Source organism: Streptomyces hokutonensis (genome assembly GCF_000376565.1).
GTDB classification, from domain to species: domain Bacteria; phylum Actinomycetota; class Actinomycetes; order Streptomycetales; family Streptomycetaceae; genus Streptomyces; species Streptomyces hokutonensis.
The window spans coordinates 15,202-38,303 of record NZ_BARG01000088.1; the positions used below are offsets into that span (position 1 = coordinate 15,202).

The window sequence follows — 23,102 nt, forward strand, 5'->3', positions numbered from 1 at the left end:
CGGCGCGCCACGACGGGAAGAGGCCCCACCTCATGACACAGCTTCGGATCGGTGTGATGTACAACCGCGACTGGGCCCCGGAGGAGTTGCCCGGATTCGCCCGGCAGGTCGAGGCCCTCGGCGTGGACGATCTCTGGGTGGTCGAGGATCTGGGATGGAACGGAGGGATATCGGCCGCCTCCATCGCGCTGGGAGCGACACAACGCCTGCGGGTGGGCATCGGGATCATGCCGGCCCCGTTGCGCAGTCCGGCACTGCTGGCGATGGAGGTGGCCACGGTGGCGCGGGTGTTCCCCGGCCGGCTTGTCGCCGGGACAGGGCACGGGGTGACCGAGTGGATGGCCGACGTCGACGCGGTCGCGCGGTCACCGCTCGCTCTGCTGGAGGAGACGATCCGCTCCGTGCGCGCCCTGCTCCGCGGGGAGCGCGTCGTCATGGAAGGGCGGGAAGTGCGGCTGACCGGCGTCCAGTTGGTCCATCCGCCGACGGAGCCACCGCCAGTGGTCGCGGGTGTGGTGCGGCCCCGCTCGCTGGAGCTGTCCGGGCGGGTCGCGGACGGGACGGTCATCGCCGAGGGGCACGGGCCGTCCGATGTCAGGAGCGCTCGGGCGTCTGTCGAAAAGGGCGGTGCCTCCGCGGACCACACCATGACGGTGTTCGCCTTCTGTTGCGTGGGCGACAACGCCGATCAGGTGAGGCATGAGCTGCAGCCGCATGTCGACGGGCACGGCGCCTGGCTCGGCCGCCCGGCGGAGCAGGTGTACACCGTCTCCGGCACGGCGGAACAGGCCGCCGAACGGGTCCGCGAACTGGAAGCGGCCGGCGCGGACACGGTGGTGCTGCGCATGATCGGCCCTGAGCCGGCGGAACGACTGGGGGACCTGCTGAAGGCCCTTGGCCGCTGACGCAGGTGGCAGCGAGTCGGCCATCCTGGTCCGGCACTGGACACATCGGCCCGCTCCGTACACGATCCCGTGCATGACAGTCGAGGACGCCATCACCGCCACCGCCGACCGGATCGCCGCGCTGCTCCCGGCGGAGACCGACCCGCGGACACCGCTGCCCGGTGCCGAGTGGACGGTGGGGGAGGCGGCGGCGCACCTCGCGCTGGCGGGGAAGCTGATGCGGGACATCGGGGCGGGCAAGATCCGGCCGTACGGCGACGGGACGCCCGGTGGGCTCGCGGCGGCCAACAGCGCGTCCCTGGCCGCCTTTCCGGAGCGGGATCCGGCGGTCCTCGGCACGATGATCGCGGACCAGGCCAGGGCCTTCGTCACGGACAGCGCCGGCCGCTCTCCGCAGGAGCAGGTGCTCACACCCATGGGACCGATGGATCTGGACACCCTTGGCTCGTACCTGCTCACGCATCTGCTGGGGCACGGCTACGACATCGCGGTCGCGCTGGGTCGGCCGCACATGGTGAGCCGGGACGTCGTCCCGTTCACGCTGCCCTTCATGCGGCTCGCCATGCCGCGCGTGGTGGGTGCCGCCGCGGCCGGTCACCACGCGTGTTACGTGGTACGGACCGGCCGCGACCGCTTCGCCGTCACCTTCGCCGACGGCATCCCCACGGTCAGCGACGAGCCGCCCCGGCGCCCCGACTGCACGATCGCCATCGACCCCGTCGCCTTCCTCCTCCTCGCCCTCGGCCGCTGGAGCGCCCCCGCCACGATGGCCCGCGCCAAGGTGATCGTCTGGGGCCGCAGACCGTGGCTCGGTCCGCGCTTCCCGGGGCTCTTCACGGCGCCGTAGCCGACTGCCTGAACGCCCTTACGTCCAGCAGCCGTTGACGGTGGCGGCGAGGCCGTCGAGGGCGTCCTTGGTGTCGGCGGGGGCAGCGGTGGAGTTGTTCTCGACGAAGGAGAAGATCTTCCAGTTCCCGTCCGCCGCCTTGGTCAGTCCGCTCAGCGCGATCGCGCCGGTGAGCGTGCCCGTCTTGGCCAGCACCTTGCCGACGGCGCACTGCGAGTCGGCGGTGTCGAACCGGCCCCACTCGGGTCCCAGCGTCGAACCCGCCTCGCCCGCGACGGGCAGTCCGTCGATGATGTACTTCAGCGTCGGGGCGTTGGCCGGGTCGTCGGCCAGGTCGAGGATGTCGGCGATGGTCTGGGCCGGGATGCGGTTGGAGCGGGACAGCCCGCTGCCGTCGTGGATCTCGAAGTTGGTCAGCGAGATGCCGTACTGCGTGAGGATCTGGCGGACGACCGCCGTGCCGTCCTCGAATGTGGCCGGGCGGCCGGAGGCGAGCGCGGTCATCCGGAGCAGGGTCTCGGCGATATCGTTGTCACTCACCTTGAGCATGTGCTCCACGATGGTGGACAGCGCCGCGGACTGGTGCTCCGCCACGGGGACGGCTCCGGTGCCGGCGACGCCGTGCGTGACACTGCCGGTGACCGTGACACCCTGCGCGGCGAGGAGCTTCGCGAAGGTCTGTCCGGCGTCCAGGGACGTGTCCGTGACGTGGTGGCCGTCGACGACCAACGCCCTTACGGGAGCGATGGAGTCGGGGTAGTAGCCGTCGTTCCAGCCGACGGCCAGGGAGGGCTCGGGGAAGAGGCTGTCGTCGACCTGGACCTTCACCGAGGTCAGGCCCGCGCTCTTCAGGCCCGCGACGACGGTCGTGACCATCGCGCTGAGGTCGGCGGAGGTCAGGGTGCGGTCCCCGCCGCCGACCAGGGTGACCGTGCCGGCGTCGTAGACGACCTTCGTGGTGAAGCGGTGATCCGGGCCGAGGACCGTGAGCGCGGCCGTCGACGTGCCGAGCTTGGTGTTGGACGCCGGCATCAGCGCGGTCGTCGCGTCATGGCCCCACACGACGTTGTTGGACTGCGCGTCGATGACCACACCGCTGAGCGTGGTGCCCAGGCGGGTGTCCTGGATGCGCGTGTCGAGGTTGGTCGCGATCTGCTGCTCGGCGGGGTCCAGCGTGGCGGCGGTCTGCCCGGCGGCGAACGCGGACGTGCCGAACAGGATCGTCCCGGCGACGGGGGCGGTCACCGCGACGACGGCGACCCGGCGGAACATCGGACCGACCGTTCTGCTCCTGCGGTGGCGTCCGCTGGCGTGGTCGGTCGTGGGGGAGTTGGGCATGGCGGCCTCGGTACAGGGGAGTGTGAGTGGGGACGTACGAAAGATCCGGGGATCTTGAAAGGGGAAAGTAACAGTTCCAACTCACGTTACCCGTGGGTACGTTGTGAAGGGCGGGAGCCTGGCTGATTTGCGACGGTGCCGTCAGTCCTCGTCGTCCCCGAAGGGCAGCGAGTCGAGGTCCCCGGTGAAGTCCTCCACGCTCGGGAACATCAACTCCAGTGCGTCGCCAGGGAGTTCCTGCCGGGCGCCCGAGGCGGTCAGCGCCTGCTCGGTCCAGATGCACTTGCCCGTCGACGTGTACCGGGTGCCCCAGCGCTGGGTGAGGGCCGTGATCAGCTGCAGGCCGCGCCCGCCCTCGTCCGTGTCCGTGGCGCGCCGGATGCGCGGCATCGTCAGGCTGCCGTCGAAGACCTCGCAGATCAGCTCGGCGCCGTGCAGGAGGCGCAGACTGACCGGGCCCTTGGCATGCCGCACCACATTGCCCACCAGCTCGCTGGCCAGCAGTTCCGTGGTCGGGGTCAGCTCCTCAAGACCCCAGGTGCTCAGCTGCTCCCGGACATGACGGCGGGCCTGGCCGGCCGCTCGCGGGTCGTCGGGGAGCGACCAGGAGGCGATCTTGTCGGGGGTCAGGGCGTGCAGCCGGACGACGAGGAGGGCGGCGTCGTCGGCCGTCGGCTGCTCGGCGGGCAGCAGACCCGCCGTGAGCGTGTCGCACAGCCGCTCCAGCTCAAGCCGCTCCGAGCCCGCGTCCACGCCGGACCCGGACCGGTGCGCCGCGCTCAGCAGCCGCGCCAGATCCGACATGCCCTCGTCCATCTCGCGCTTCGACGACTCCACCAGACCGTCGGTGTAGAGGACCAGCAGACTGCCCTCCGGCACCTTCAACTCGACCGTCTCGAACGGCGGTTCAGCCGCGCCGAGCGGCGGGTCGGCCGACAGCTGGGGGAAGTGCACCGTGCCGTCCGGATGGACCACGGCCGGTGGCGGATGACCGGCCCCGGCGATGGAACAGATCTGGGTCGTCGAGTCGTAGAGCGCGTACAGACAGGTCACGTACGACTCCTCGCCCATCCCGGCGACGAGTTCGTTCAGGTGACTCATGATCTCGTCGGGCGGCAGCTCCAGGTCGGCGAGCGTGTGCAGCGCGGTGCGCAGCCGGCCCATCGTCGCCGCCTCCGGCAGACCGTGGCCCATCACATCGCCCACCACCAGGGCCACCTGGCCGCCGGACAGCGGGATGATGTCGTACCAGTCGCCGCCCACGTCCATGCCCTGGCCCGCCGGGAGGTAACGGGCGGCGGCGGTGCACGCCGGCAGGTCGGGCAGCGCCCGGGGGAGCAGGCTGCGCTGGAGCTCGCGGGAACGGTCGTGCTCGGCGTCGAAGAGCCGGGCCCGTTCCAGGGCCTGGGCGACGAGGGCGCAGATCGTGGCGAGGAGGGTGCGCTCCTCGTCGGTGAGCCGGCGGGGGTGGTCGAAGGCCACGACGCAGACGCCGAAGGTGTGGCCGGACGCCGTCAGCGGCAGGAACGCCCACGCCTGCTTCTGGGCCCTGGCCGGTCTGGCGGCCAGCTCGGGGTAGCGGGCCGAGTACTCCCCGACCGACGAGAGGAACAGGGGCACGCCGGACGCGATCACGTCCCAGGACGGCTCGCCGGGGGTCCGGGCGCGGCCGTCGACGACGGAGAGGAATTCCTCCGGATAGCCGTCCGCTCCCACGGTGTGCAGCCGGTCGCCCTCGATGGCCTGCACCAGAAGCCCGGTGGCCGCGAACGGCGGCAGCACCCGGCGGGCGACCGCGGCCACCACGTCCTGCGAGGTCGTCGCCTTGGCGAGAGCGGCCGTCAGCTCCCCGATCCGGGCCGCGCGCCGGGCCACCGCCAGCTCGGACGCCCGGCGCTCCTCCTCGTGCTGGCGCTTCTCGGTGACGTCGGTGAGATAGAGGGTGACTCCGTCGGGCCCCGGGACCAGCCGCAGGTGGTGACGGCGGCCGGTGCCCTCCAACTGGGCGTCGAAGCCGACCGGCGTCTCCTCGGCCGCGGCCTTGCGGCAGCGGTCCTCCAGGCCGGGGACGTTCCGCACCGTGGGCAGCTCCCACAGCAGGCGCCCGAACAGCTCCTCCTCGGACAGGCCCAGCGTGCGCTCCGCCTCCAGGTTGGCGAAGGTGATCCGCCAGTCGTCGTCCACCGCGAGGAAGCCGTCGCTCATGTGGCGCAGGGCCCGGCTGAGGGAGTCCCGGGCGGACCGGGACTCGTTGCTCTCCCAGCCCACACCGATCATCCGCAGGGGCTCGCCCTGCTCGTCGTAGGTCGCCCGGCCGCGGGCCCGCGTCCAGCCGTACGTGCCGTCCAGTCGGCGCACCCGGTACTCGGCCTCGAACACGTCGTGCTCGCGGATCGCCCGGTCCACCGCGTCCAGCGTCGGCGGCAGGTCGTCCGGATGGACGCACACCATCCAGTTCTCGACCCTCGCGGTGTAGTCCTCGGGCCTTGTGCCGTAGAGCTCCAGGGCCGCCTCGTCCCAGATCAGCTCGCCGCCCTGGATGTCCCAGTCCCACGAACCGACGCTGACCTCCTTCAGCGCCTGCCGCAGCCGGTCACGGTGGCCGGCCGGCTCCGCCGTGGAGGGGCCGGAGGGCGGCGGCGCCTGGCTCATGCGCTCCTCGGTCCAGGCGACCAGGTCCCGCAGGAAGGCCCACTGCCGCAGTGTGGGCTCACCCTGCTCGCCCATCAGGACCGTGAGCGCGCCGATGCTGCGGTCCCCGCCGGACACCGGCACGGAGGCCAGACCGGTACCGGGCCACGGGAGCTTCTGGCCCGCGGACCCGCTCACGGGCGTGGACTCCACCGGAACCCACGGAACCCACACACCACTGCCCTGGTGCAGCGCCCTGGCCGGGGCCGTCGGGCCCTCCTGGTCGATGATCTCCCACGGGCGGGTCAGGGCGGGAGGCAGACCGGTCGACGACACCAGCCGCAGCGCGGACATCGGGCCACGCAGATGAATCGCTCCACCAAGGGCTCCCAGCTCGCCCACCGCATGCTGCAGTGCCAGCCGGAAGACTTCGCTCTCGGTGACGCCGGGGTCCACAGTGCCGAGCAGAGCCAGACGTGCGTTCATACCGTAAATTTTACCGTTCCCGCCTCACATGACACTGTCTCCGCAGGACTCCCACCCTTGACTCAAGCTGTCGCCCAAGGCTCCCAACAGCCAGCATTCCAGGCTGAGTTGCATCGGAGTTCCGCCGACGTTCCCTCGGGTGACAATACTCGGCATCCGGGGCACCCGCGCCCTGTGCGACAGCAGGGACCGCGGACATCGCGCAGTTCACGGAAGGGGTGGGGAGCGGTAACGGCCGACGACTACCTTTGTGGTCGTCCCGGAAACCCTTGATCATGCCCGCGCGTTGTCACCCCGTCAGGCTCACCGCCCACCCGCCAACGAGGAGCGGCATGGACATCGGCGTATTCATCCCCATCGGCAACAACGGCTGGCTCATATCGAAGAGCGCGCCCCAGTACCACCCGAGCTTCGAGCTGAACAAGGCCATCGTGCAGAAGGCCGAGGAGCACGGGCTCGACTTCGCGCTGTCGATGATCAAGCTCAAGGGGTTCGGCGGCGAGACGGAGTTCTGGGACCACAACCTGGAGTCGTTCACCCTGATGGCGGGCCTGGCCGCCGTCACGGAGCGGATCAAGCTGTACGCCTCCACCCCCATCCTGGTGCTGCCCCCGGCGATCGTCGCGCGCATGGCCACGACCATCGACTCCATCGCCCCCGGCCGCTTCGGCATCAACATCGTCACCGGCTGGGCCCCCGGCGAGTACTCCCAGATGGACCTGTGGCCCGGCGACGAACACTTCGGCAACCGCTACGCGCGCGCCGCCGAGTACGTCACCGTGATGAAGGAGCTGTGGAGCGAGGGCGTCAGCAACTTCAAGGGCGAGTTCTACGAGATGGACGACTGCGTGCTGTCCCCGCGCCCGGCGGACGGCCACATCGACATCGTCGCCGCCGGACAGAGCACCACCGGGATCCGGTTCGCCGCCGAGCACGCCGAGTACAACTTCATCCTCGGCAGCGGCGTCAACACCCCCCTCGCGCTGTCGGGCACCACGGCCACGCTGGTGGAAGCGGCCGAGGAGACCGGCCGTGACGTCGGCGCCCTCTCCCTCTTCATGGTCATCGCCGACGAGACCGACGAGGCCGCCCACGCCAAGTGGCAGGACTACCACGACAACGCCGACCACGCGGCGCTGGCGTACATGGCGGGGGAGACGGCCACCGACACGACCTCCGACGGCACATCGACCGCCCGGACCATCGCGCTGCCCGAGGGCGCGGTGAACTTCAACATGGGCACACTGGTCGGGTCGTACGAGACCGTCGCGAAGCTGCTCGACGAGGTCGCCGAGGTCGAGGGAACCAAGGGCATCATGCTCGTCTTCGACGACTTCCTCGAAGGCCTGGAGAACTTCGGCACCCGCATCCAGCCGCTGATGAAGTCCCGGGCACAGTCCCGCTGACCCCTTTCCACGCGAAGGCGGCCCCGGAGGGTCGGACACCCCACTGTCCGACCGCTCCGGACCAGTCAGGACAGGAAGGACGCGCCGTGACCCGTCGTTCCCAGCAGGAGGACTACGCGCGCGCCGGGCTCGACGGGCGGCTCAGCCCCGGCACCTCCCCGGCGCTGCTCCTGGTGGACCCCGCCCGTGCCTACGTCGACCCGGACTGCCCGCTCTACGCCGGCGTCGAACCGGCCGCCGACGCGATGCGGACCCTGCTGGCCGACGCGCGCCGCGCCGGGATTCCGGTCGTTGTCACGCGGGTGCTGCTGAAGGCGGACGGCAGTGACGGCGGGGTCTTCTTACGCAAGGTGCCGAGCCTGCGCGTATTCGCCGAAGGCAGCACCTTCGCCGAGTTCATCGACGGACTGGCCCCGACGGCGGGCGAACTGACCATTACGAAGCAGTGCCCCAGCGCCTTCTTCGGCACCGGGCTGGCCGAGCACCTCACCGCCGCCCGCATCGACACGGTCCTCATCGGCGGACTCTCGACGAGCGGCTGCGTCCGCGCCACCGCCCTCGACGCCATGCAGCACGGATTCGTCCCGATCGTGGTCGAGGAGGCGGTCGGCGACCGGGATCCCGACATCCACGCGGCGAATCTCTTCGACATCGCGCACAAGATCGGTGAGGTCTGGCCGCTCGGGCGCGTCCAGAAGTACTTGGAGCCGTCCGGCTGACCGGGGCGCCGGACGCTACGCCGCCCGGTGCCGCCCCATGACGGGCTCGGCCAGCACTCTCGCCACCGGACACAGAGTCTGACCGTGCCGGGCGAAGAGTTCGTCGCGCGAGTCGAAGCGGCCCAGATCCGCCACGACGTAGGCCGAGAGGTCGCACCCGGCGCCCCCGGCTGTCGGGCAGAGCGTCGCCCCGTCCCAGTCGATCGCAGTTCTGGACAGAGCCTCGAAGAGCGTCTCCGAACCCGAGTTGGTGAAACCGGCCTCGCCACCGTCGCTCAACTCCCCCAGGCTGCCGAAGAGTTCGGACACCGCCAGCCATGAGGCGGACGGCGTGTCGTCAAGACGGAATTCCGGCCAGGCCAGCAGCACCCGGTCCGGGACGATCCGGCGCAACCGGGGAAAACGCGGATACCAGAACGTCCCGTCCACCAGCAGACCGCGCACCCGTGTCGCCACCCCGGCGGCCCGCGCCACAGCTTCGAGTACGGCGAGCCGCTGGCTGCACGAGCCACGGCCGCGGCGCAGCACCTCGGACACCGGCCGCTCGTCCTGCACCGAGTACACCGGCCGCACCGCTTCGGTGATCCGGTGGTGGGCCCGGCGCAGGGTTTCGATCCGGCGGACGGTCTCCGAGTCCGCCGTCACCTCGATCCCGTCGAGCAGCGAGGCCACGAGCGGATCCCGCCAGTCGAGGATCCGAGTCGGGGCCGTGCTCCCCGTCGCCGTCACACCGCCGGTCGTACCGAGGCGGGAACGCCTTCGCGGTGTGAGCAGCGAACTGGTCATGATCGTGGTCCTCTCGTCGGACGGCCCCGACGGGCAGGGACGTCCGACGAGAGGACCATCATGAAGGAGAAATTGAACGCGTTCAACTCTGAATGTGTTGCCTGTCTCCGTCAGCCGATGCGCAGGTCGTCGACATAGCCGCGGTTGCCACCCGTGGCGCCCGACCGGTCGAAGCCCAGGAGGACCTTGCTGATCGACTGGCCGGCCCTGACCGCACCGAGGTTCACGGTCACCTGGTTCCAGGTGTCCAGGGTGAGGTGCCCGCACTGCCGGGCCGGATGGACCCCGTTGCCGGACTGGTCGGTGGCGCCCGAGTCCCTCAGGTTGCTGCCGTCGGTGAAGACCAGGTCGACGGCGACGCAGGTGCTGTTGTCCGAACCGGCGTCCACCCAGGGGGTGGTGGCGTTGGACTGCGGGAAGATCCAGTAGCTGAGCGCGGTGTCGCCGCGGACGGTGAGCGGCGCGCCGTTGAAGCCGTAGACCTGCATGTAGGCGTGGTCGTACGGACCGCCGTCGGCGCGGCCCGAGTACATCAGCGACGTGTCGCCGGTGTGGGCCTGTTCACCGGTGCGCAGGGTTGCCTGGGGGCCGGTGAGACCGCAGCACAGGCCGGTGATGCCGTAGTTGCCGTCTCCGTGGGTGTCGACGTTGTCGACGGTGTCGGTCCAGGTCGGCTGGGGCTGCCCGGTCTCGAAGCCCGTGGTGAGCGCGGTGGTCGTCGCGGACTCGGCCGGCTGGGACAGCTCGTGCTGGATGGTGGCCTCGGTGGTACCCGCCGGCGCGAAGTCGATCGTCTCGCCAACGGCTGTGCGCAACTTGATGGTTGTGCCCGAGAGGGTCCCCTTGTGGACGCCGTTCGCGTAGTACTCCACGGACTTGCCGGGCCAGGGGCTGGTGAAGGTGAGGTCGCCGCCGGACCTGCTGGTGATGCGGGCGTACTCGACGGCGTTGCTCCGGATGCTGCTGGACACCTCGAAGTCGCCGTAGGCGAGCAGGCCGCCGAACTTGGCGTTGGAGTCGGTGGGCCAGTTCGGGAAGACCTTGATGTCGTGCTGGGCGGACTGCAGGAGCATCTCGTCGAGTCCCGAGGTGGTGACGTTGAGGTTCTCGATGCCGCCGCCGTAGTGGTGCACCGCCATGTTCGGATAGGAGTAGGCGGTGGCCTCGGAGTGCAACTCGTCCATCAGGGTGCTGGGGTTGTAGCCGACCATCGCCGCCGCCGCGTACAGGGTGGCCGGGGAGTTGTCGCTGTGCCAGTTGTTCAGCTGCTCGACGGTGTTGCGCGCGGTCGCGAGCAGGGCGGCGGAGCTGTTCAACCCCACTTGCAGGCCCGGGTAGACGGCCTGAATGGCGACATCGTTGCCGTCGGTGACCCAGCCGGAGCCCTCGGAGGTCTGCCGGAAGACCGTCTGGCCGTTCCGCGTCATCGTGGGCAGCGGCGCGAGGTGGCTGTCGATGTGCTGCCAGGCGGGGATCTGCGAGCCGTTGATGTGCAGGTCCTTGCTCATGTCGATCAGGCCCTGGAACAGCAGGTGCACCAGGCCGAGGGACAGGATGCTGTTGGTCTGCGGGTAGACGCCGCCTTCCTGCGGGGCGTCGTTCTCGATGATGTAGGTGCCCGTGGTCGCGTCCCAGGTCAGGTAGTCCTGCCAGAACAGTCCGACCTGCTGGAGGTAGGGGAGGACCTTGCGCGCGTAGGAGGCGCTGCGCGTGTACTCGTACTTCATGACCATGTCGCTGGCGAAGTTCACGGCGTCGGACTTCTGGTTGTACAGGTCGTCCGCCGCGCTGGTGCCGTTGGGCGAGATGCCCACGGGGTAGAGCAGGCCCTTGTATCCGGCTGCCGCGGCCTTCGCCTTGCCTCTCGGTATCCAGTCCAGGATCGGGTCGTCGTAACTGCCCATCTGGGCAACGTGGTTGGTGGAGAGCGAGGGGTAGAACGCCGCCTCGTAGTTGTAGTTGGCGTGGTAGTCGCCGTACCAATTCATGGGCCCGGTGGTCCAGTTGCCCCACAGGCCCGGGGCGTACTTCCCGGCGCGCGAGACCGAGCCGAGGAGATAGAGCGAGCCGTACCAGCTCTTCTCCACCGCCTGATCCGGGATCTGCACGAACGACCGGGACCAGTAGGCACGCCACCAGGACTCGTGGGCCGCGTACAGCTTGGCCAGCTCGGTCCGGGTGAGCGCGGCTGCCGTCGCGTGCGCGACGGACTCGTAGCGAGGCGTGTCATGGCTGCTCTGGATCGCCGCGGCGAGGGTGTAGGTCACGCCGGGCTCGAGGGTGAGGCTGATCCGGTTGCCCGCCGGTCTCGCGGTCGTGCCGCGCACGCTGGTCGCGATGCGGGCGTGCGGGTTGCCGGACGCGTCGGTGGTGCCTGCCTGTACGTCGGCGTCAAGTACCCCCTTGCTGCTGGAAGTTGGCGGAGTCTTCCCGAGGCCGTCCTGCACGGTGACGGTCGCGTCCTGGGTGCGGGAGCCGGACAGCCGCAGGGTGGTGACGAACAGGTTCTCGGTGGCGGAGACCCAACTCCTGGACGAGAGCGTCTGGTTGCCGAGGGTGTAGGTGCCCTCGACCTGTGCCCGGGCGATGTTCTGTACGACGTGATGGCCGGCGCCGGCCAGCCCCGGGACGGCGAGCACGATCCGACCCAGCGGTTCGATGCCGTTGGTCGCGGTGGAGAAGAAGTCGTTCTTGCCGAGATAGAAGGTCTGGTCGTCGATGGAGCCGCCGACCGCGACACCGACGTCACCGTTGCCCATGAGCGGCGCGTCGACCGTCTCGCCGTTCGACAGGACGGTGGGCGGGGAGTCCCACTCGCCCTTGAACTGCGCGACGGTACGCAGGGCTTGGGCCGCCGTGGGATCGGAGACGGTCTGTACGGCAGCCGTCGCGGACGGGCCGCTTTGAAGGGTGGTCAGGCCGATGGCCACGAGGGCCGAGGCCAGCAGGGTGCTGATGCGTCTCCGGTAGCGAAGTGAGGAAGCCACCACGGTGTGACCTTTCTGTTCGTCCTTCATCCGGGGCCCTCACCGCACGCCGTGGCCAGGTAGGCCGCGCCGAGCAGCGGGGCTTGAGTCGGTTGCTGCGCCGGGGTGATGAGGATGCGTCGGTTGCGTTCCGGGTCGGCTTCGACGAGCCCCGCCCGCAGCGGTTCGGCCACGAGATCCCAGGCGCCCGCGATGGCACCCCCGACCACGAGAACGGTCGGTTCGAAGGCCGCGAGCGACGGGCCCAGCACCCGTCCCAGGGCGCTGAACGTCTCGGCGAACACATCGGCCGCCGCTTCGTCGCCCTCCCGTGCCCGCCGCGCGATCTCGCGAACGTCGGGCGGCGAGGCGCCGGTGGCCCGCGCGTATGCCCGCCGCAGGGCACGCCTGGACACCGTCTCCTCGACCGGCCCGCCCGCGTACCGCAAGGTGTGGACCCGGCCCTCGGGCGGGATCCCGGGCCCCTGCCGCACGATGCGGCCGTCCCGCAGGAAGCAGGAACCCACGCCGGTGCCGAGAGTGATCCCGACGACGGACCGGTGCCCGCGCGCCGCCCCGGCCCACCACTCACCGAGCACGAACGCGTCCGCGTCGTTCCAGAAACTGACCGCGGTGGCGCCGGGCAGCGCGGCCGTCAGGGCGGTACGGAGATCGAAGTCCCGCAGGGCGTCGAACTTGCCCACCCCTTCGTACCGCCCGAGCCCGCGCTCGTAGTCGAAGGGACCGGGCAGCGCCACGGCCCACGGCCCCGAGCCGTCGGTGGCCAGGCGCCGCGCGCATCGGACGAGGGCGGACAGTATCTCGTCGACACTTCCGTCGCCGTCCATCGGCTCACTGAACGCCCGTCCGGACCGCAGACCGCGCGTCCCGATGTCCACACACGCCGACGTCACATGCGTACCGCCGACCTCCAGCACCGGAACGACACTCCCGTCCCCGGGACTCATCGCACCAGCGCCTTCACACAGCGCACCGGCCCCGCGCCGAGGGCCCGCACCCGGTAGGCACCGACCGAGGCGGGCACGGTCAGCGTCTCGGCGTAGGCCAGCTCGAAGGAGTGCCCGCCGCTCGTCTCCAGGAGGATGCCGTCCCCCTCGACGACATTGAGGACGTGGAAGCGGTCGTCCGTGTCGTCGTCCACGACGGCGTCCGGTGCCAGTTCGAGGCGCCGGACCTCGAAGAACATCTCCGGGAGCCGCCCGATGACGTCCTCCCGCCAGCCCTCGCCCGAGCGCAGGGTGCGCGGCTGCTGGACCAGGTCCCTCGCCACCGCTTCGCCCGACCGGTCGGCATCGAGGTTCTCGAAGGCGTGGTCCACGTGCACCGGCCGCCGCTTCCCCGCGCGGTCGGTGCGCAGCCAGTCGTAGAAGCGAAGGCTGTAGAGGTAGGGCGTCGCGCTGATTTCGAGTACGACATTGCCCTCGCCGCTGCCGTGCGGGGTGCCGCCCGGGATGAGGAAGAGCTGGTGCGGGTCGGCGGGGAAGGTCTGGACGTGGCGCTCGATGTCGAACGGCACGCCGTCGTGGAACGCCCGGTCCGCCTCGCTCCGGAAGGCCGCCAGGTCGGCGCCCTCGCGCAGACCGAGGAAGACCTTGCGGCCTGGTCCGCCGAGCATCATGTAGTACGTCTCGTGCTGGGTGTACGGCCATCCGAACACCCGCCGCATGTAGTCGGATCGGGGATGGCAGTGGATGGACAGGTTGCCGCCGCCGACGGTGTCGAGATAGTCGAAGCGGATCGGGAACGAGGTGCCGAACGTCGCGTGCACGTCCTCGCCGAGGATGTCCTCGGGGTGCAGCGCCACCAGCGCCTGGAGCGGGACTTCGACGCGCGGGCCGTCCGGTGTGCCGACGAGGATGCCGCTCTCCGGTGCGATGAGCTCGTAGCCCAGCGCGGTGTTGGCCGCCTCGCGGTTGAAGCCGAGCTGTTCCTGGGCCCAATGCCCGCCCCAGGACGTGGTGTTGAAGGTGGGCCGGGTCCGGAACGGCCGCCCGGCCAGACCGGCGAGCGCCTCGCGCAGCACGGGGCCCGCCAACCAGGCCGGATCCTGCGGCTGTTGGGTGTCCAGCCACAGGTCGACACCACCGACGAGCGTGTCGCGATGCCGGTCCAGGACGGGCCAGTCGATGTAGAACAGCCGCCGGGTCGTACCCGCTCCGGTACCGGCCGGCTGCCCCAGATTGCCGCCGCTCCCACCGGTGATCCCGGCCTCGGCATGGCGTTTGGGCAGGTCCGCGTACCAGAGCAGGTCGTACGGCACCAGGGCCGCGCCCGGTCCGAAGACGACGGTGACGGAGTCGGCGCGGGCCTCGGGCGCGGGCAACTCGGCGAAGAATTCGGCGAGGCCCGCTTGGGACAAGGGGGCGAAGTCCGGGTCGTCCGCCAGTACCGCGGACGCGGTGAGGGCGAGGATGTCCGGCCAGGGAGCGAAGTGCTCGCGCATGTCGATCTGCTTGGCCGTGATGTCGAGCGCGGCCAGCGCGTCGCGGATACCGGCGGCCACCGTCTCCCAGTCGACGGCCACCGGGCCGTCGACGGCGAGGACCAGCCCGGGCGTGAGGGCGGCGACCGCCGCCCGGTATCCGAGGCCGACCTCTCCTGTGATGCTGTGGCACGGCTCGGCTTCGTAGCCGCGAACTGTCGGCATGACGGTCTCGGCCTTTCTGTGAGTGTGGCGCTGGTCGCTCAAGAGACCGGTCCGAGCTGCGTGAGCGTGCCGACGCCCTCGACGGACAGGGCGGTCGGCAGCGGAGCGGTGTCGCCGGTCGCGAAGGTCGGGTTGATGTCGAACAGGGCCGACAGCACCGCCTCGGCTCCGGCCGCGCCCGCGATGTTGTCGCGGACGGCGGTGCCCCGCTCGGCCACCTGGGCACGGTGCCGCCCGTCCGGACCGGTGACGATCTCCATGGCCTGCCCCCACAGCCCGCCCGACGCGGCGGAGGAGAGGTCGCGCAGGAGAGCGGTCGCCCGGTCGCGGTAGCCGAGGCGGGCCAGGCCGTGGGCGGTGACGCCGGGCCAGGCGGCGAAGGCGCCCGCCGCGCCGTGGTCGGGACGGTCGGAGGCGGCGGCGATCGGATCGTCGGGACTCAGCGCCCGCATCCAACCGCCCACCAGCAGACGGTCGTTGACGAAGTCGGCCATCTCCCGCCGTGTCCCGTCCGGGAGTTCGCGGTGCAGGGCCGCCGCGACCAGACCGAAGTCCAGACAGTGCCCGATCGTGTCGGTCCCGTCCGGCCGGAGGATCCGCCAGCGGCCCGATCCGGCGTACAAGTCCACGAGTGCGGCGGCCAGTTGACCGGCCTCGGCCTCGGTCCGCTCGGCCTCCTCCGTGCGGCCCAGCCGTCGGTACAGTCCGGCGAGCGAGCGCGTCGAGGCGACGTAGGCACCGTTGAAGGAGGCGACGACACCGGTGTAGGTGGGCACACACTCCAGCAACTGCCATGGATCGTCACCGAAGTCGGCGAGCACGCCCCCGGTGGCCGGGTTGCGGCGCTCGCGCCAGCCAAGACCGAGCCGTTCCAAGTGGGCGAGGACCGTGCTCCCGCCGGTCGTCTCGTCGAGGAAGGCGAAGTCGCCGGTGACACAGACGTAGTGCTCGATCAGCCGGAACAGGGCGTAGTCGGTGGAGCTGTAGGCATTGCCCAGGGGCCCGCCGCTGAGGTTCTCGACACCGAAGGAGTCCCGGTAGGGACCGGCCAGGACCCGCAACAGCCAGGCACGCAGGCCCGCCGGCTCCAGCAGGGCGTACAGGCGGCTCCACTCGCAGTGGTCCCAGAAGTAGGTCGTGGTCGGGCCGAGTCGGGGGCCGCCGGTGAGGAACACCGGCTCGCCTGGACGGATACGGGTGTTGCGCAGGTACAGCGCCTGCAGCGCGCCCATGTAGTAGGTGCGCGCGAGTCCGGCGTCCTCGGTGGTGAAGGTCGGCAGGTGCCCGGAGAAGTCGGGGTTGCCGGGGGTGAAGATGTTGGCCCACAGCCGCCGCCACCCGTCCTCCCCGGCCCGCGCCGTCACCTCGAAGTCCGCGGCGGCGGCACGGGCTTGGGCGGAGACGGCGTCCGCGTCGGCTCCGTACGCGCAGACGATCCCGAGGGTCACGCGCCCGCCGGGTTCGATCCGTCGGGTCCAGGTGGCCCGGCCGCCGGCGCCCGTGGCCCGGAGTTCGGCGGGTGGTCCGGCAAAGGCGTGGACGGCGCGCGCCGGTGACCGCGAGTCCGCGAAGGCGACCGTGCCGTCCTCGACACGGGACGTCCAGCGCTGGGACTCCGTCCAGTGCCGGGTGCGGGCGATCTCGGCGCCCGCGAGCCGCAGTACGACGTGGTCGGCCTCCACCTGTATACGCATCCGGCGCCAGGCCCCGACGGGGAGTTCGGCGTCGGTGAACTCCCGCTCGCCCGTGATGCCGAGCCACAACCGGCCGTCCTCGACACCGATCTGCAGCGAGTCGGGGTGGTTGCCGTGGGTGAGCACGGTCCCGGACTGGCCCGCCGCGTCGAGCCGCAGCTCGAAGCCGATCGTCAGGCCGGGGGAGAGGGCGAAGGGGGCGAGCGTCGTCTCGCCGTCGGGCGTCAGCGGGATCGGCTCGTCGGCGGCCCGCAGGATCACCTCGCCGTCGGCGCCCGCCACCCGCAGCCCGCGTACGGCTCCTGCGACACCGGCGCGCGGCTCCGGAGGCTTGTCGTGGCTGACGTGTGCCGGGAGGGCGTCGTCCAGGAGCATCGGGCCGTGGTCCTCGTCGCGCTGGATGCCGGGGATCCGGGGCTTGCCGAGGCGGAGGCGCCGGGACGCGGGGGAGAGGAGGTAGTGCGGCTCGCCTCCTCCCGTTGTGGCCCGGATGCGCTCAAGTGCCATGAAATCGTGGTGCGTTCCGTGGTTCCACGGGCCGTCGTACAGCCAGCCGTAGCCGACGTCGGAGTGGGCGGCCATCGCGAAGAGGTCCTGGGTCAGCTCGACGGTCCGGGCCTCGGCGCTGTCGTTGGTGACCTCGATCCGCCACAGGAGCAGATCCCGGTTGAGGGCCATGCGGGTGTCGGTGGTCACCAACAGGCCGTCCGCGCCGCGGTGTTCGCGCAGGACGCCCCACGGCTTCCACAAGAACCTTTGCGCCGCCGGGACTTGGCCGTCGACGCGCAGTTCGCCGGTGTGGTAGCCGAAGGTGAACGGCGGGGCGGCCAGCCAGGACAGGGAGGTCAGGTCGTGGTTGACGTGGGCCTGGCCCCGCTGGTTGCGCAGGGAGGGGAGATGCGCGATCTCGTCGGCGCCGACCCAGTGCCCGGCGACGTCGGCGAGGTCCGGTACGCCCGTCCCGCCGATGCCCACGCTCAACTCGTCGGTCTTCGTGGTCACTTGGTGGCTCCCGAGGTCAGTCCGGCGATGAACTGCTTCTGCAGCGCGAGATAGCCGGCTACGGGGACGACCGCCGCCAGGAACATCACGCCGAACAACTGGGCGTAGTTGGTGGAGTACTGACCGACCGACAGATAGAGCCCCGTCGTGATCGTCTGGCCGTGCAGCGGGCCGAGGATGAACTGCGGATTCATGAAGTCGTTCCAGATCCACAGCGACAGGAAGATCGTCACGGTCGCGGTGGCCGGGCGCAGCAGCGGCATGACGATCGTCCGCCAGATCCGCAGGCTGCCGGCGCCGTCCACGGTCGCGGCCTCGATGATCTCGCCGGGGATCGACCGCAGGAACCCGGAGTAGACGAACACCGCGAACGACAGATAACCGCCGCCGACGTTGGCCAGGACGAGCCCCGGATAGGTGTGGTCCAGGTGCAGAAAGGTCAGGACGCGGATCGTGGGCAGCAGCACCACCGCGGGCGGGATCATCAGACCGGCGGCGAAGGCCGCCAGCACGATCCTGCGCAGCCGGGCCGAGCGGCGGGACAGCCAGAAGCTGAGCGCCGCGCCCAGCGGGATGATCAGCAGCACCGAAACAGCCACGGTGACCGCCGAGTTGGTCAGCCCGATCTGGACGATCCGGTCGGGGCGGGCGAGCGCGTCCGACAGGTTGTGGGTGGTCGGCGGGACCGGGGGAGCCGTCGGATCGCGGACGATCTGGTCCTGGGTCTTGAACGCGTTGACGATCGTCAGATAGACCGGGCTGACGAAGGCCAGCGTGAGCAGCGCGGCTGCCACGAGGTGTCCGCGCCCGGCCCAGGGGCGGCGGCTCCCGCGCCGAGCCGGTACGGGCGGAGGTGCCGTAGTCCGCCCGTGTGTCATGGGCCGGTGCGAGGTCGACGTGCTCACAGGTCCACCTCCCGGCGGCGCAGCAGGGCGGTCACGGACAGCGCGATCACGATCGAGACGACGAGCAGGAGCATCGCGACGGCCGAGGCATAGCCGTAGCGGTCGTCCGTGAAGGCGAGCTGGATGATGTAAAGGGCCGTGGACTGGGTGGAGTTGGCCGGTCCGCCCGAGGTGAGCACGGTGATGATGTCGTAGAGCTTCAGCATCGTGATCAGCGAGATCGTGACGCTGATGGTGGTGCCCGGGGCCAGCATCGGGAACGTGATCCGGCGGAACCGCTGCCAACGGCCGGCCCCGTCGACCATCGCGGCCTGGTACAGCTCGACCGGGATCGACTGGAGGGCGGCGAGGTGGACGACGGTGGTGAACCCGGTCAGCACCCAGGCCGAGACGATCCCCACGGACAGGGCCGCCAGGTGCGGACTGCCCAGCCAGGTGATCGGCTTGTCGATGATCCCCAGTGAGACGAGGACGTTGTCGAGGATGCCGTCCCTGGCCAGGATGTAGCGCCAGACGAAGCCGACGATGACCCCGGACAGCACCTGCGGCAGGAACGCGAGGGTGCGCATCATCCGGAAGCTCAGGGAGGTCCGGTTCAGCAGCATCGCGAAACCGATGCCTGCGGCGTTGGCGACGACCGTCACCGCGCCGGCCAACAGAAGTGTGAAGCCGAGGCTGTCGGCCAGGGCGCTGTCGTGCGCCATCTCCCGGTAGTTGGAGAGACCGACGAAGTCGGAGCGCGCCAGCAGCGGGTTCTCGTTGGTGAGGCTCTTCCAGGCGCTCATCAGCACGGGCACGACGATGAACAGGGCGTACAGGCCCAGGGCGAGGAGCGCGATCGCGCCCAGGGCGGGGTCGCCGCGGCGGGCGCGGACTCGGGTGGTCATGGCGGCTTCCTTACTTCGTCGCCGAGTCCCAGGCGGCGTCCAGCTTGGCCAGCTGTCCGTCGACGTCGTCGGAGGAGTACAGCGCCTGACTGGCCGCGTAGAAGGCGTTGTTGAGCCCCGAGGGCATGGAGTCGTCGTTGGTGGCCCAGCCGAACGACGAGACCTTCGTGTTCTGCTGGGTGACGTAGGAGTACGAGTCCTTGAAGACCTTGGTGACGGTCACGCCGTAGTCGTCCAGGGTCTTGCCCTTGAGCATCGGGAACGCGCCGTCGCCCTCGATCAGGGCCTTGTAGTTGGCCGGGTCGAGCGACCAGGCCTGCGCGAACGCGGTCGCCTTCGCGGGGTCCTTCGTCTTCGCGCTGATCGCCATCGAGCCGCCCACCGAGAACGGCACCACGAGCGACCCGTCCTCGGTGGGGGTGAGGAAGGCGCCGAAGTCGTCGGCGTGGTCCTTGGGCACAGCGCCGAGGAACCAGCTGCCCATCATGTACATCGCGGTCTTGCCGGACGTGAAGTTCGTGATGGAGTCGGCGTACTTGACGCCCAGGGCGCCGTCCTCGAAGTAGCCGTTCTTCACCATCGTCCGGTACTTGCCCACCGCCGCCTTGACGTCGGGATCGGTGAACTTGACCTTGCCCGCGTAGCGTTCCTTCAGCCAGTTCGGGTTCTTGCCCAGCACGTCGGCCGAGAGGATGCCGGTCAGCGGCATCGACGCCGAGAACGGATCGCCGCCGCCCAGCTCCACCGGCGTGACCCCGGCCGCCTTGAGCTTGGCGCACACCGACATGAACTCCGCCCAGGTCTTGGGCGGTTGGGCTATGTGGGCCTTCGCGAACAGCTTCTTGTTGTAGAAGACCTCGGGGATGATCTGCGAGTTCGTCGGCGGGATGTAGACCTTGCCCTTGTAGGCGTTGCCCAGCGGCAGCAGGAAGTTGGCGTCCACCCACTTCTGGTCGTACGGCTTCAGCAGCCCGGCCGTCGCGAACGTCGACGGGGTGATCGACTGGAGCAGATCCGGGAACTGCCCGGAGGCCTGCAACTGCTTGGCGTAGGCGTCCCGGTCGGTGCTCGGCGCGACGATCTTCTTCACCGTGACGCCCGGGACCTTCTTCTCGGCGCTCGCGATCGAGGTGTTCCAGAACGACGCGGTCAGGCTCGGGGTCTCGAAGGTGAGGTAGGTCAGGGCGCTGCCGCCCTTCGCGCCCCCGGTCGACGCGGCAGAGCATCCGGTCAGGGCGAGCGCTGCGGCGAGGCAGACAACGGTCGGACGTTTGCGCCTCATGGAAGTCTCCTGAAGGGACGATGCGGCCCGACGGGCGGGGGTGGATCCAACAGGATCGACACCTCGCGGCTCCTCGGGATAACGTTATCGCGAGGATAGAAGCGCGTTGCGGGAATGTGTCAAGGGCCGGTCTGATATCGGTCCGATGTTTCGAGGGATTCACGCTCAGGGATCCGAGGAGGAGCTGCCGGATGACGCAAGCACGGCGCGAGAGCGGGGGACGGCCCCGGCGCCCGACGATGGTCGACGTCGCACGTGAGGCCGGGGTGGCCCTGCGCACCGTCTCCCGGGTGGTCAACCAGGACCCCACGGTGGGACCGGAGTACGTCACCAAGGTCGAGGCCGCGATCGCCGCGCTGAACTACCGCCCCGACGACCGCGCCCGCCAGCTCCGCACCGGCGTCACCGGCACGATCGGCGCCGCCGTCCGCAGAATCGCCGAGGTCAACCCCGAACTGGCCGCCATCGAACGGACCGCCAGGGACGCCGGCCTGACCCTCTTCGCCGCCTCCACGGACTTCGACGAGAAGAGGGAGCACGACATCCTGATCTCCATGTGCAGGCAGCGCCTCGACGGCATCATCGTCGAGCCGTTCGGCGAGAACCACGCCTACCTGCAACCGGAGTTGGATGCGGGGGTCCCACTCGTGGCCATGGACCGCCCCATGAGCGGCATCTCCGTGGACTGCGTCATGTCCGACAACGCCTCCGGCATCGGCATGGCCTTCCACCACCTCCACCGGCACGGCCACCGCCGCATCGCCTACATCGGCGACAGCGAACGCGTCTACTCCGGCCGCGAACGCGCCGCCGCCTTCCGCGCGGCCCTGGGCGCCCACGGCGAGCCGGTCGAGGGCCTGGTGCACCCCGGCGAGATCACTCCCGAACGCGTGGCAGCCGCCCTCGACACGGCACTGCACGGCCCGAACCCGGCGACCGCCCTGGTCACCGGCAACATGGACACCACCCTCGCGGTCCTACGACACCTCGGCCCGCAGTCGGCCTCCCGCCTGGCCCTGGTCGCCTTCGACGAGGTCCCCCTGGCCGACCTCCTCCAACCCGCCCTCACCGTCATCGCCCAACAGACCACCGAGATCGGCCGAACGGCCGTCGAACTGCTCCGCGCCCGCATCGTCGACCCGGCTCGTCCCGTGCAGTCCGTGGTCGTGCCGGTCACGTTGAAGGTCCGGGGGTCGGGGGAGGTGCCGGTCTGACGCTCAGGTCGTGTGGTGCGTGGGGGAACGGCGGCTGGATCGCGTGCGATAACGTTATTCGAGAGAGCGCAGTTTCCTGCCGCGGAACAGCGCGCCGGGACCCGTCGTGGCGCGGTCAGTCCCGTGTGGTGGAGAACGGCATGGCGTCCGCCCATTCCCAGAAGGCACCGGCCTCGTCGACTTCCCGTTGCAGCAGGGCGAACAACGGGCTCATGTCGGTGCCGGGAGGGACGTCGACGGCGACGAAACGCTCCCCGTGCCATTCGCTGAGGAGGCCGGATTCCCTGATCGAGTTCTTGATGAGGTCGATGCTGCGGCCGAGCCGTGCGGCGTCGGCGTCGGTGCTCGGTGAGAGCAGCGTGCGCAGGACGCGATGTCCGCTCCTCCGCGCGACCGCGACCACACGGGATGCCGGTGACAGACGCACCCGGTCTCCCAGAGCGAGGCCGTAGGTCATGAAGGGGATGCAGGCCACCACGTGTGTACCGTCCGCCTCGGGCCGGAGCCACAGCTGCTCGATCTGTCCTTCGAGGCCGAAGGGGGCCAGCTCGGCCTGGGCGATGTAGTTGCTCTCGGCCCGGCCGACCGGGTCCTCGTGTACGACGTACAGCATCCGCGCCCCCTGTCGGCTGGTGTGCGCGAAGATCGTCCCATGGACAGGTCCGTTCACGATCAGCGCACCGAGCCGTCGAGGATTGAGGCCGCTGATCTAGGGTCGGCGCCATGGTCGCCATGAAGCTCTCCGCATCCGCCCGTCGTGTCGTCGAGGCGGCGGAACGACTCGCCGCCACGCTCGGGAGCGACTCGAACCACACCGTCGCCGCGGTGGCGATGGACACGGCCGGGCGGATTCATGAGGCGGTGAACGTCTACCACTTCACCGGCGGACCGTGTGCCGAGCTGGTCGCACTCGGTGTCGCCGCAACTGCGGGAGCGGGTCCGCTCGTCACCATCGCCGCCGCGGGAGATCGGGGGCGAGGCCTCATCCCGCCGTGCGGTCGCTGCCGTCAAGCGCTGCTCGATCTGCATCCGGATGTCCACGTCGCCGTACCGACCGACGACGGGCCGGTATTGCGCCCGATCCGCATGCTGCTGCCGGACACCTACTTCTTCCCCGACGCGGACGCGCGTCGCATCGTCCGGTTCGACGGGCACGACTACGAGGCCGTCGCCACCGCGCGGAAGACCTCCACCGTCCGACACGACGAAACGATCGGGCCCGGTCCCGCGATCTTCTTCTTCGAGGACGACGAAGCCCACCGCACGCTGAACGGCACCGTCACCGCCGTCGAACGCCAACGGCTCGACGACGGTTCGACCGTCGACCAGTTGACGTTCAGCGTCGACGCACCTGAGTGAGGGCGGC

At 70.2% G+C, this 23,102-nt stretch carries 17 protein-coding genes; 6 read left to right on the plus strand and 11 right to left on the minus strand.

The window, feature by feature from the left end:
• The first annotated feature begins 32 nt into the window (after positions 1-32).
• Positions 33-905, plus strand: a complete 873-nt coding sequence (locus SSP08S_RS44725) for an LLM class flavin-dependent oxidoreductase (protein WP_019074173.1) — start codon at positions 33-35, stop codon at positions 903-905.
• A gap of 73 nt (positions 906-978) precedes the next feature.
• Positions 979-1,752: a maleylpyruvate isomerase family mycothiol-dependent enzyme gene (locus SSP08S_RS44730; RefSeq protein WP_019074174.1), complete on the plus strand. Its 774-nt coding sequence runs from the start codon at positions 979-981 to the stop codon at positions 1,750-1,752.
• An 18-nt stretch (positions 1,753-1,770) separates the two neighbouring features.
• Here the strand turns inward: SSP08S_RS44730 and dacB are convergent, their stop codons facing one another.
• Entirely contained in the window at positions 1,771-3,090 is a 1,320-nt protein-coding gene (gene dacB / locus SSP08S_RS44735) for a D-alanyl-D-alanine carboxypeptidase/D-alanyl-D-alanine endopeptidase (protein WP_026179377.1), read from the minus strand.
• A 141-nt stretch (positions 3,091-3,231) separates the two neighbouring features.
• Positions 3,232-6,207, minus strand: coding sequence for a SpoIIE family protein phosphatase (locus SSP08S_RS44740; RefSeq protein WP_019074176.1), 2,976 nt, complete (start codon positions 6,205-6,207; stop codon positions 3,232-3,234).
• A gap of 332 nt (positions 6,208-6,539) precedes the next feature.
• Between SSP08S_RS44740 and rutA the strand changes: the two genes are divergently transcribed.
• Positions 6,540-7,613, plus strand: coding sequence for a pyrimidine utilization protein A (gene rutA / locus SSP08S_RS44745; RefSeq protein WP_019074177.1), 1,074 nt, complete (start codon positions 6,540-6,542; stop codon positions 7,611-7,613).
• Positions 7,614-7,699: 86 nt separating this feature from the next.
• Positions 7,700-8,332, plus strand: a complete 633-nt coding sequence (locus SSP08S_RS44750) for an isochorismatase family protein (protein WP_019074178.1) — start codon at positions 7,700-7,702, stop codon at positions 8,330-8,332.
• Between the two features lie 15 nt (positions 8,333-8,347).
• On the opposite strand, the gene SSP08S_RS44755 is transcribed toward SSP08S_RS44750, so the two are convergent.
• From SSP08S_RS44755 to SSP08S_RS44790, 8 genes are all read right to left on the minus strand, one after another.
• A complete protein-coding gene (locus SSP08S_RS44755) occupies positions 8,348-9,118 on the minus strand; it encodes a transglutaminase domain-containing protein (protein WP_019074179.1) in 771 nt (256 codons plus the stop codon).
• A gap of 110 nt (positions 9,119-9,228) precedes the next feature.
• Positions 9,229-12,105: a glycosyl hydrolase family 95 catalytic domain-containing protein gene (locus SSP08S_RS44760; RefSeq protein ID WP_102133538.1), complete on the minus strand. Its 2,877-nt coding sequence runs from the start codon at positions 12,103-12,105 to the stop codon at positions 9,229-9,231.
• Between the two features lie 26 nt (positions 12,106-12,131).
• Positions 12,132-13,052 carry an ROK family protein gene (locus SSP08S_RS44765; RefSeq protein ID WP_043260253.1) on the minus strand — a complete coding sequence of 307 codons (921 nt, stop codon included), beginning with the start codon at positions 13,050-13,052 and terminating at the stop codon, positions 12,132-12,134.
• Positions 13,049-14,752 carry a class I mannose-6-phosphate isomerase gene (locus SSP08S_RS44770; RefSeq protein WP_019074182.1) on the minus strand — a complete coding sequence of 568 codons (1,704 nt, stop codon included), beginning with the start codon at positions 14,750-14,752 and terminating at the stop codon, positions 13,049-13,051. Before SSP08S_RS44770 ends, SSP08S_RS44765 begins: the two co-directional genes overlap by 4 nt.
• 38 nt (positions 14,753-14,790) lie before the next feature.
• Positions 14,791-17,448, minus strand: a complete 2,658-nt coding sequence (locus SSP08S_RS44775; RefSeq protein ID WP_019074183.1) for a hypothetical protein — start codon at positions 17,446-17,448, stop codon at positions 14,791-14,793.
• Entirely contained in the window at positions 17,445-18,242 is a 798-nt protein-coding gene (locus SSP08S_RS44780; protein ID WP_019074184.1) for a carbohydrate ABC transporter permease, read from the minus strand. The genes SSP08S_RS44775 and SSP08S_RS44780 overlap by 4 nt, the downstream gene beginning before the upstream one ends.
• Positions 18,243-18,349: 107 nt before the next feature.
• On the minus strand, positions 18,350-19,240 hold the full coding sequence (locus SSP08S_RS44785; protein ID WP_019074185.1) for a carbohydrate ABC transporter permease: 891 nt from the start codon (positions 19,238-19,240) through the stop codon (positions 18,350-18,352).
• A gap of 10 nt (positions 19,241-19,250) precedes the next feature.
• Positions 19,251-20,522 carry an ABC transporter substrate-binding protein gene (locus SSP08S_RS44790; RefSeq protein ID WP_019074186.1) on the minus strand — a complete coding sequence of 424 codons (1,272 nt, stop codon included), beginning with the start codon at positions 20,520-20,522 and terminating at the stop codon, positions 19,251-19,253.
• A 191-nt stretch (positions 20,523-20,713) separates the two neighbouring features.
• On the opposite strand from SSP08S_RS44790, the gene SSP08S_RS44795 reads away from it, so the two are divergent.
• Positions 20,714-21,736: a LacI family DNA-binding transcriptional regulator gene (locus SSP08S_RS44795; RefSeq protein ID WP_019074187.1), complete on the plus strand. Its 1,023-nt coding sequence runs from the start codon at positions 20,714-20,716 to the stop codon at positions 21,734-21,736.
• 115 nt (positions 21,737-21,851) lie between these two features.
• Here the strand turns inward: SSP08S_RS44795 and SSP08S_RS58500 are convergent, their stop codons facing one another.
• A complete protein-coding gene (locus SSP08S_RS58500; RefSeq protein WP_158697299.1) occupies positions 21,852-22,406 on the minus strand; it encodes a DUF4265 domain-containing protein in 555 nt (184 codons plus the stop codon).
• A 53-nt stretch (positions 22,407-22,459) separates the two neighbouring features.
• Between SSP08S_RS58500 and SSP08S_RS58820 the strand changes: the two genes are divergently transcribed.
• Entirely contained in the window at positions 22,460-23,095 is a 636-nt protein-coding gene (locus tag SSP08S_RS58820; RefSeq protein ID WP_019074189.1) for a hypothetical protein, read from the plus strand.
• Positions 23,096-23,102 lie beyond the last annotated feature (7 nt).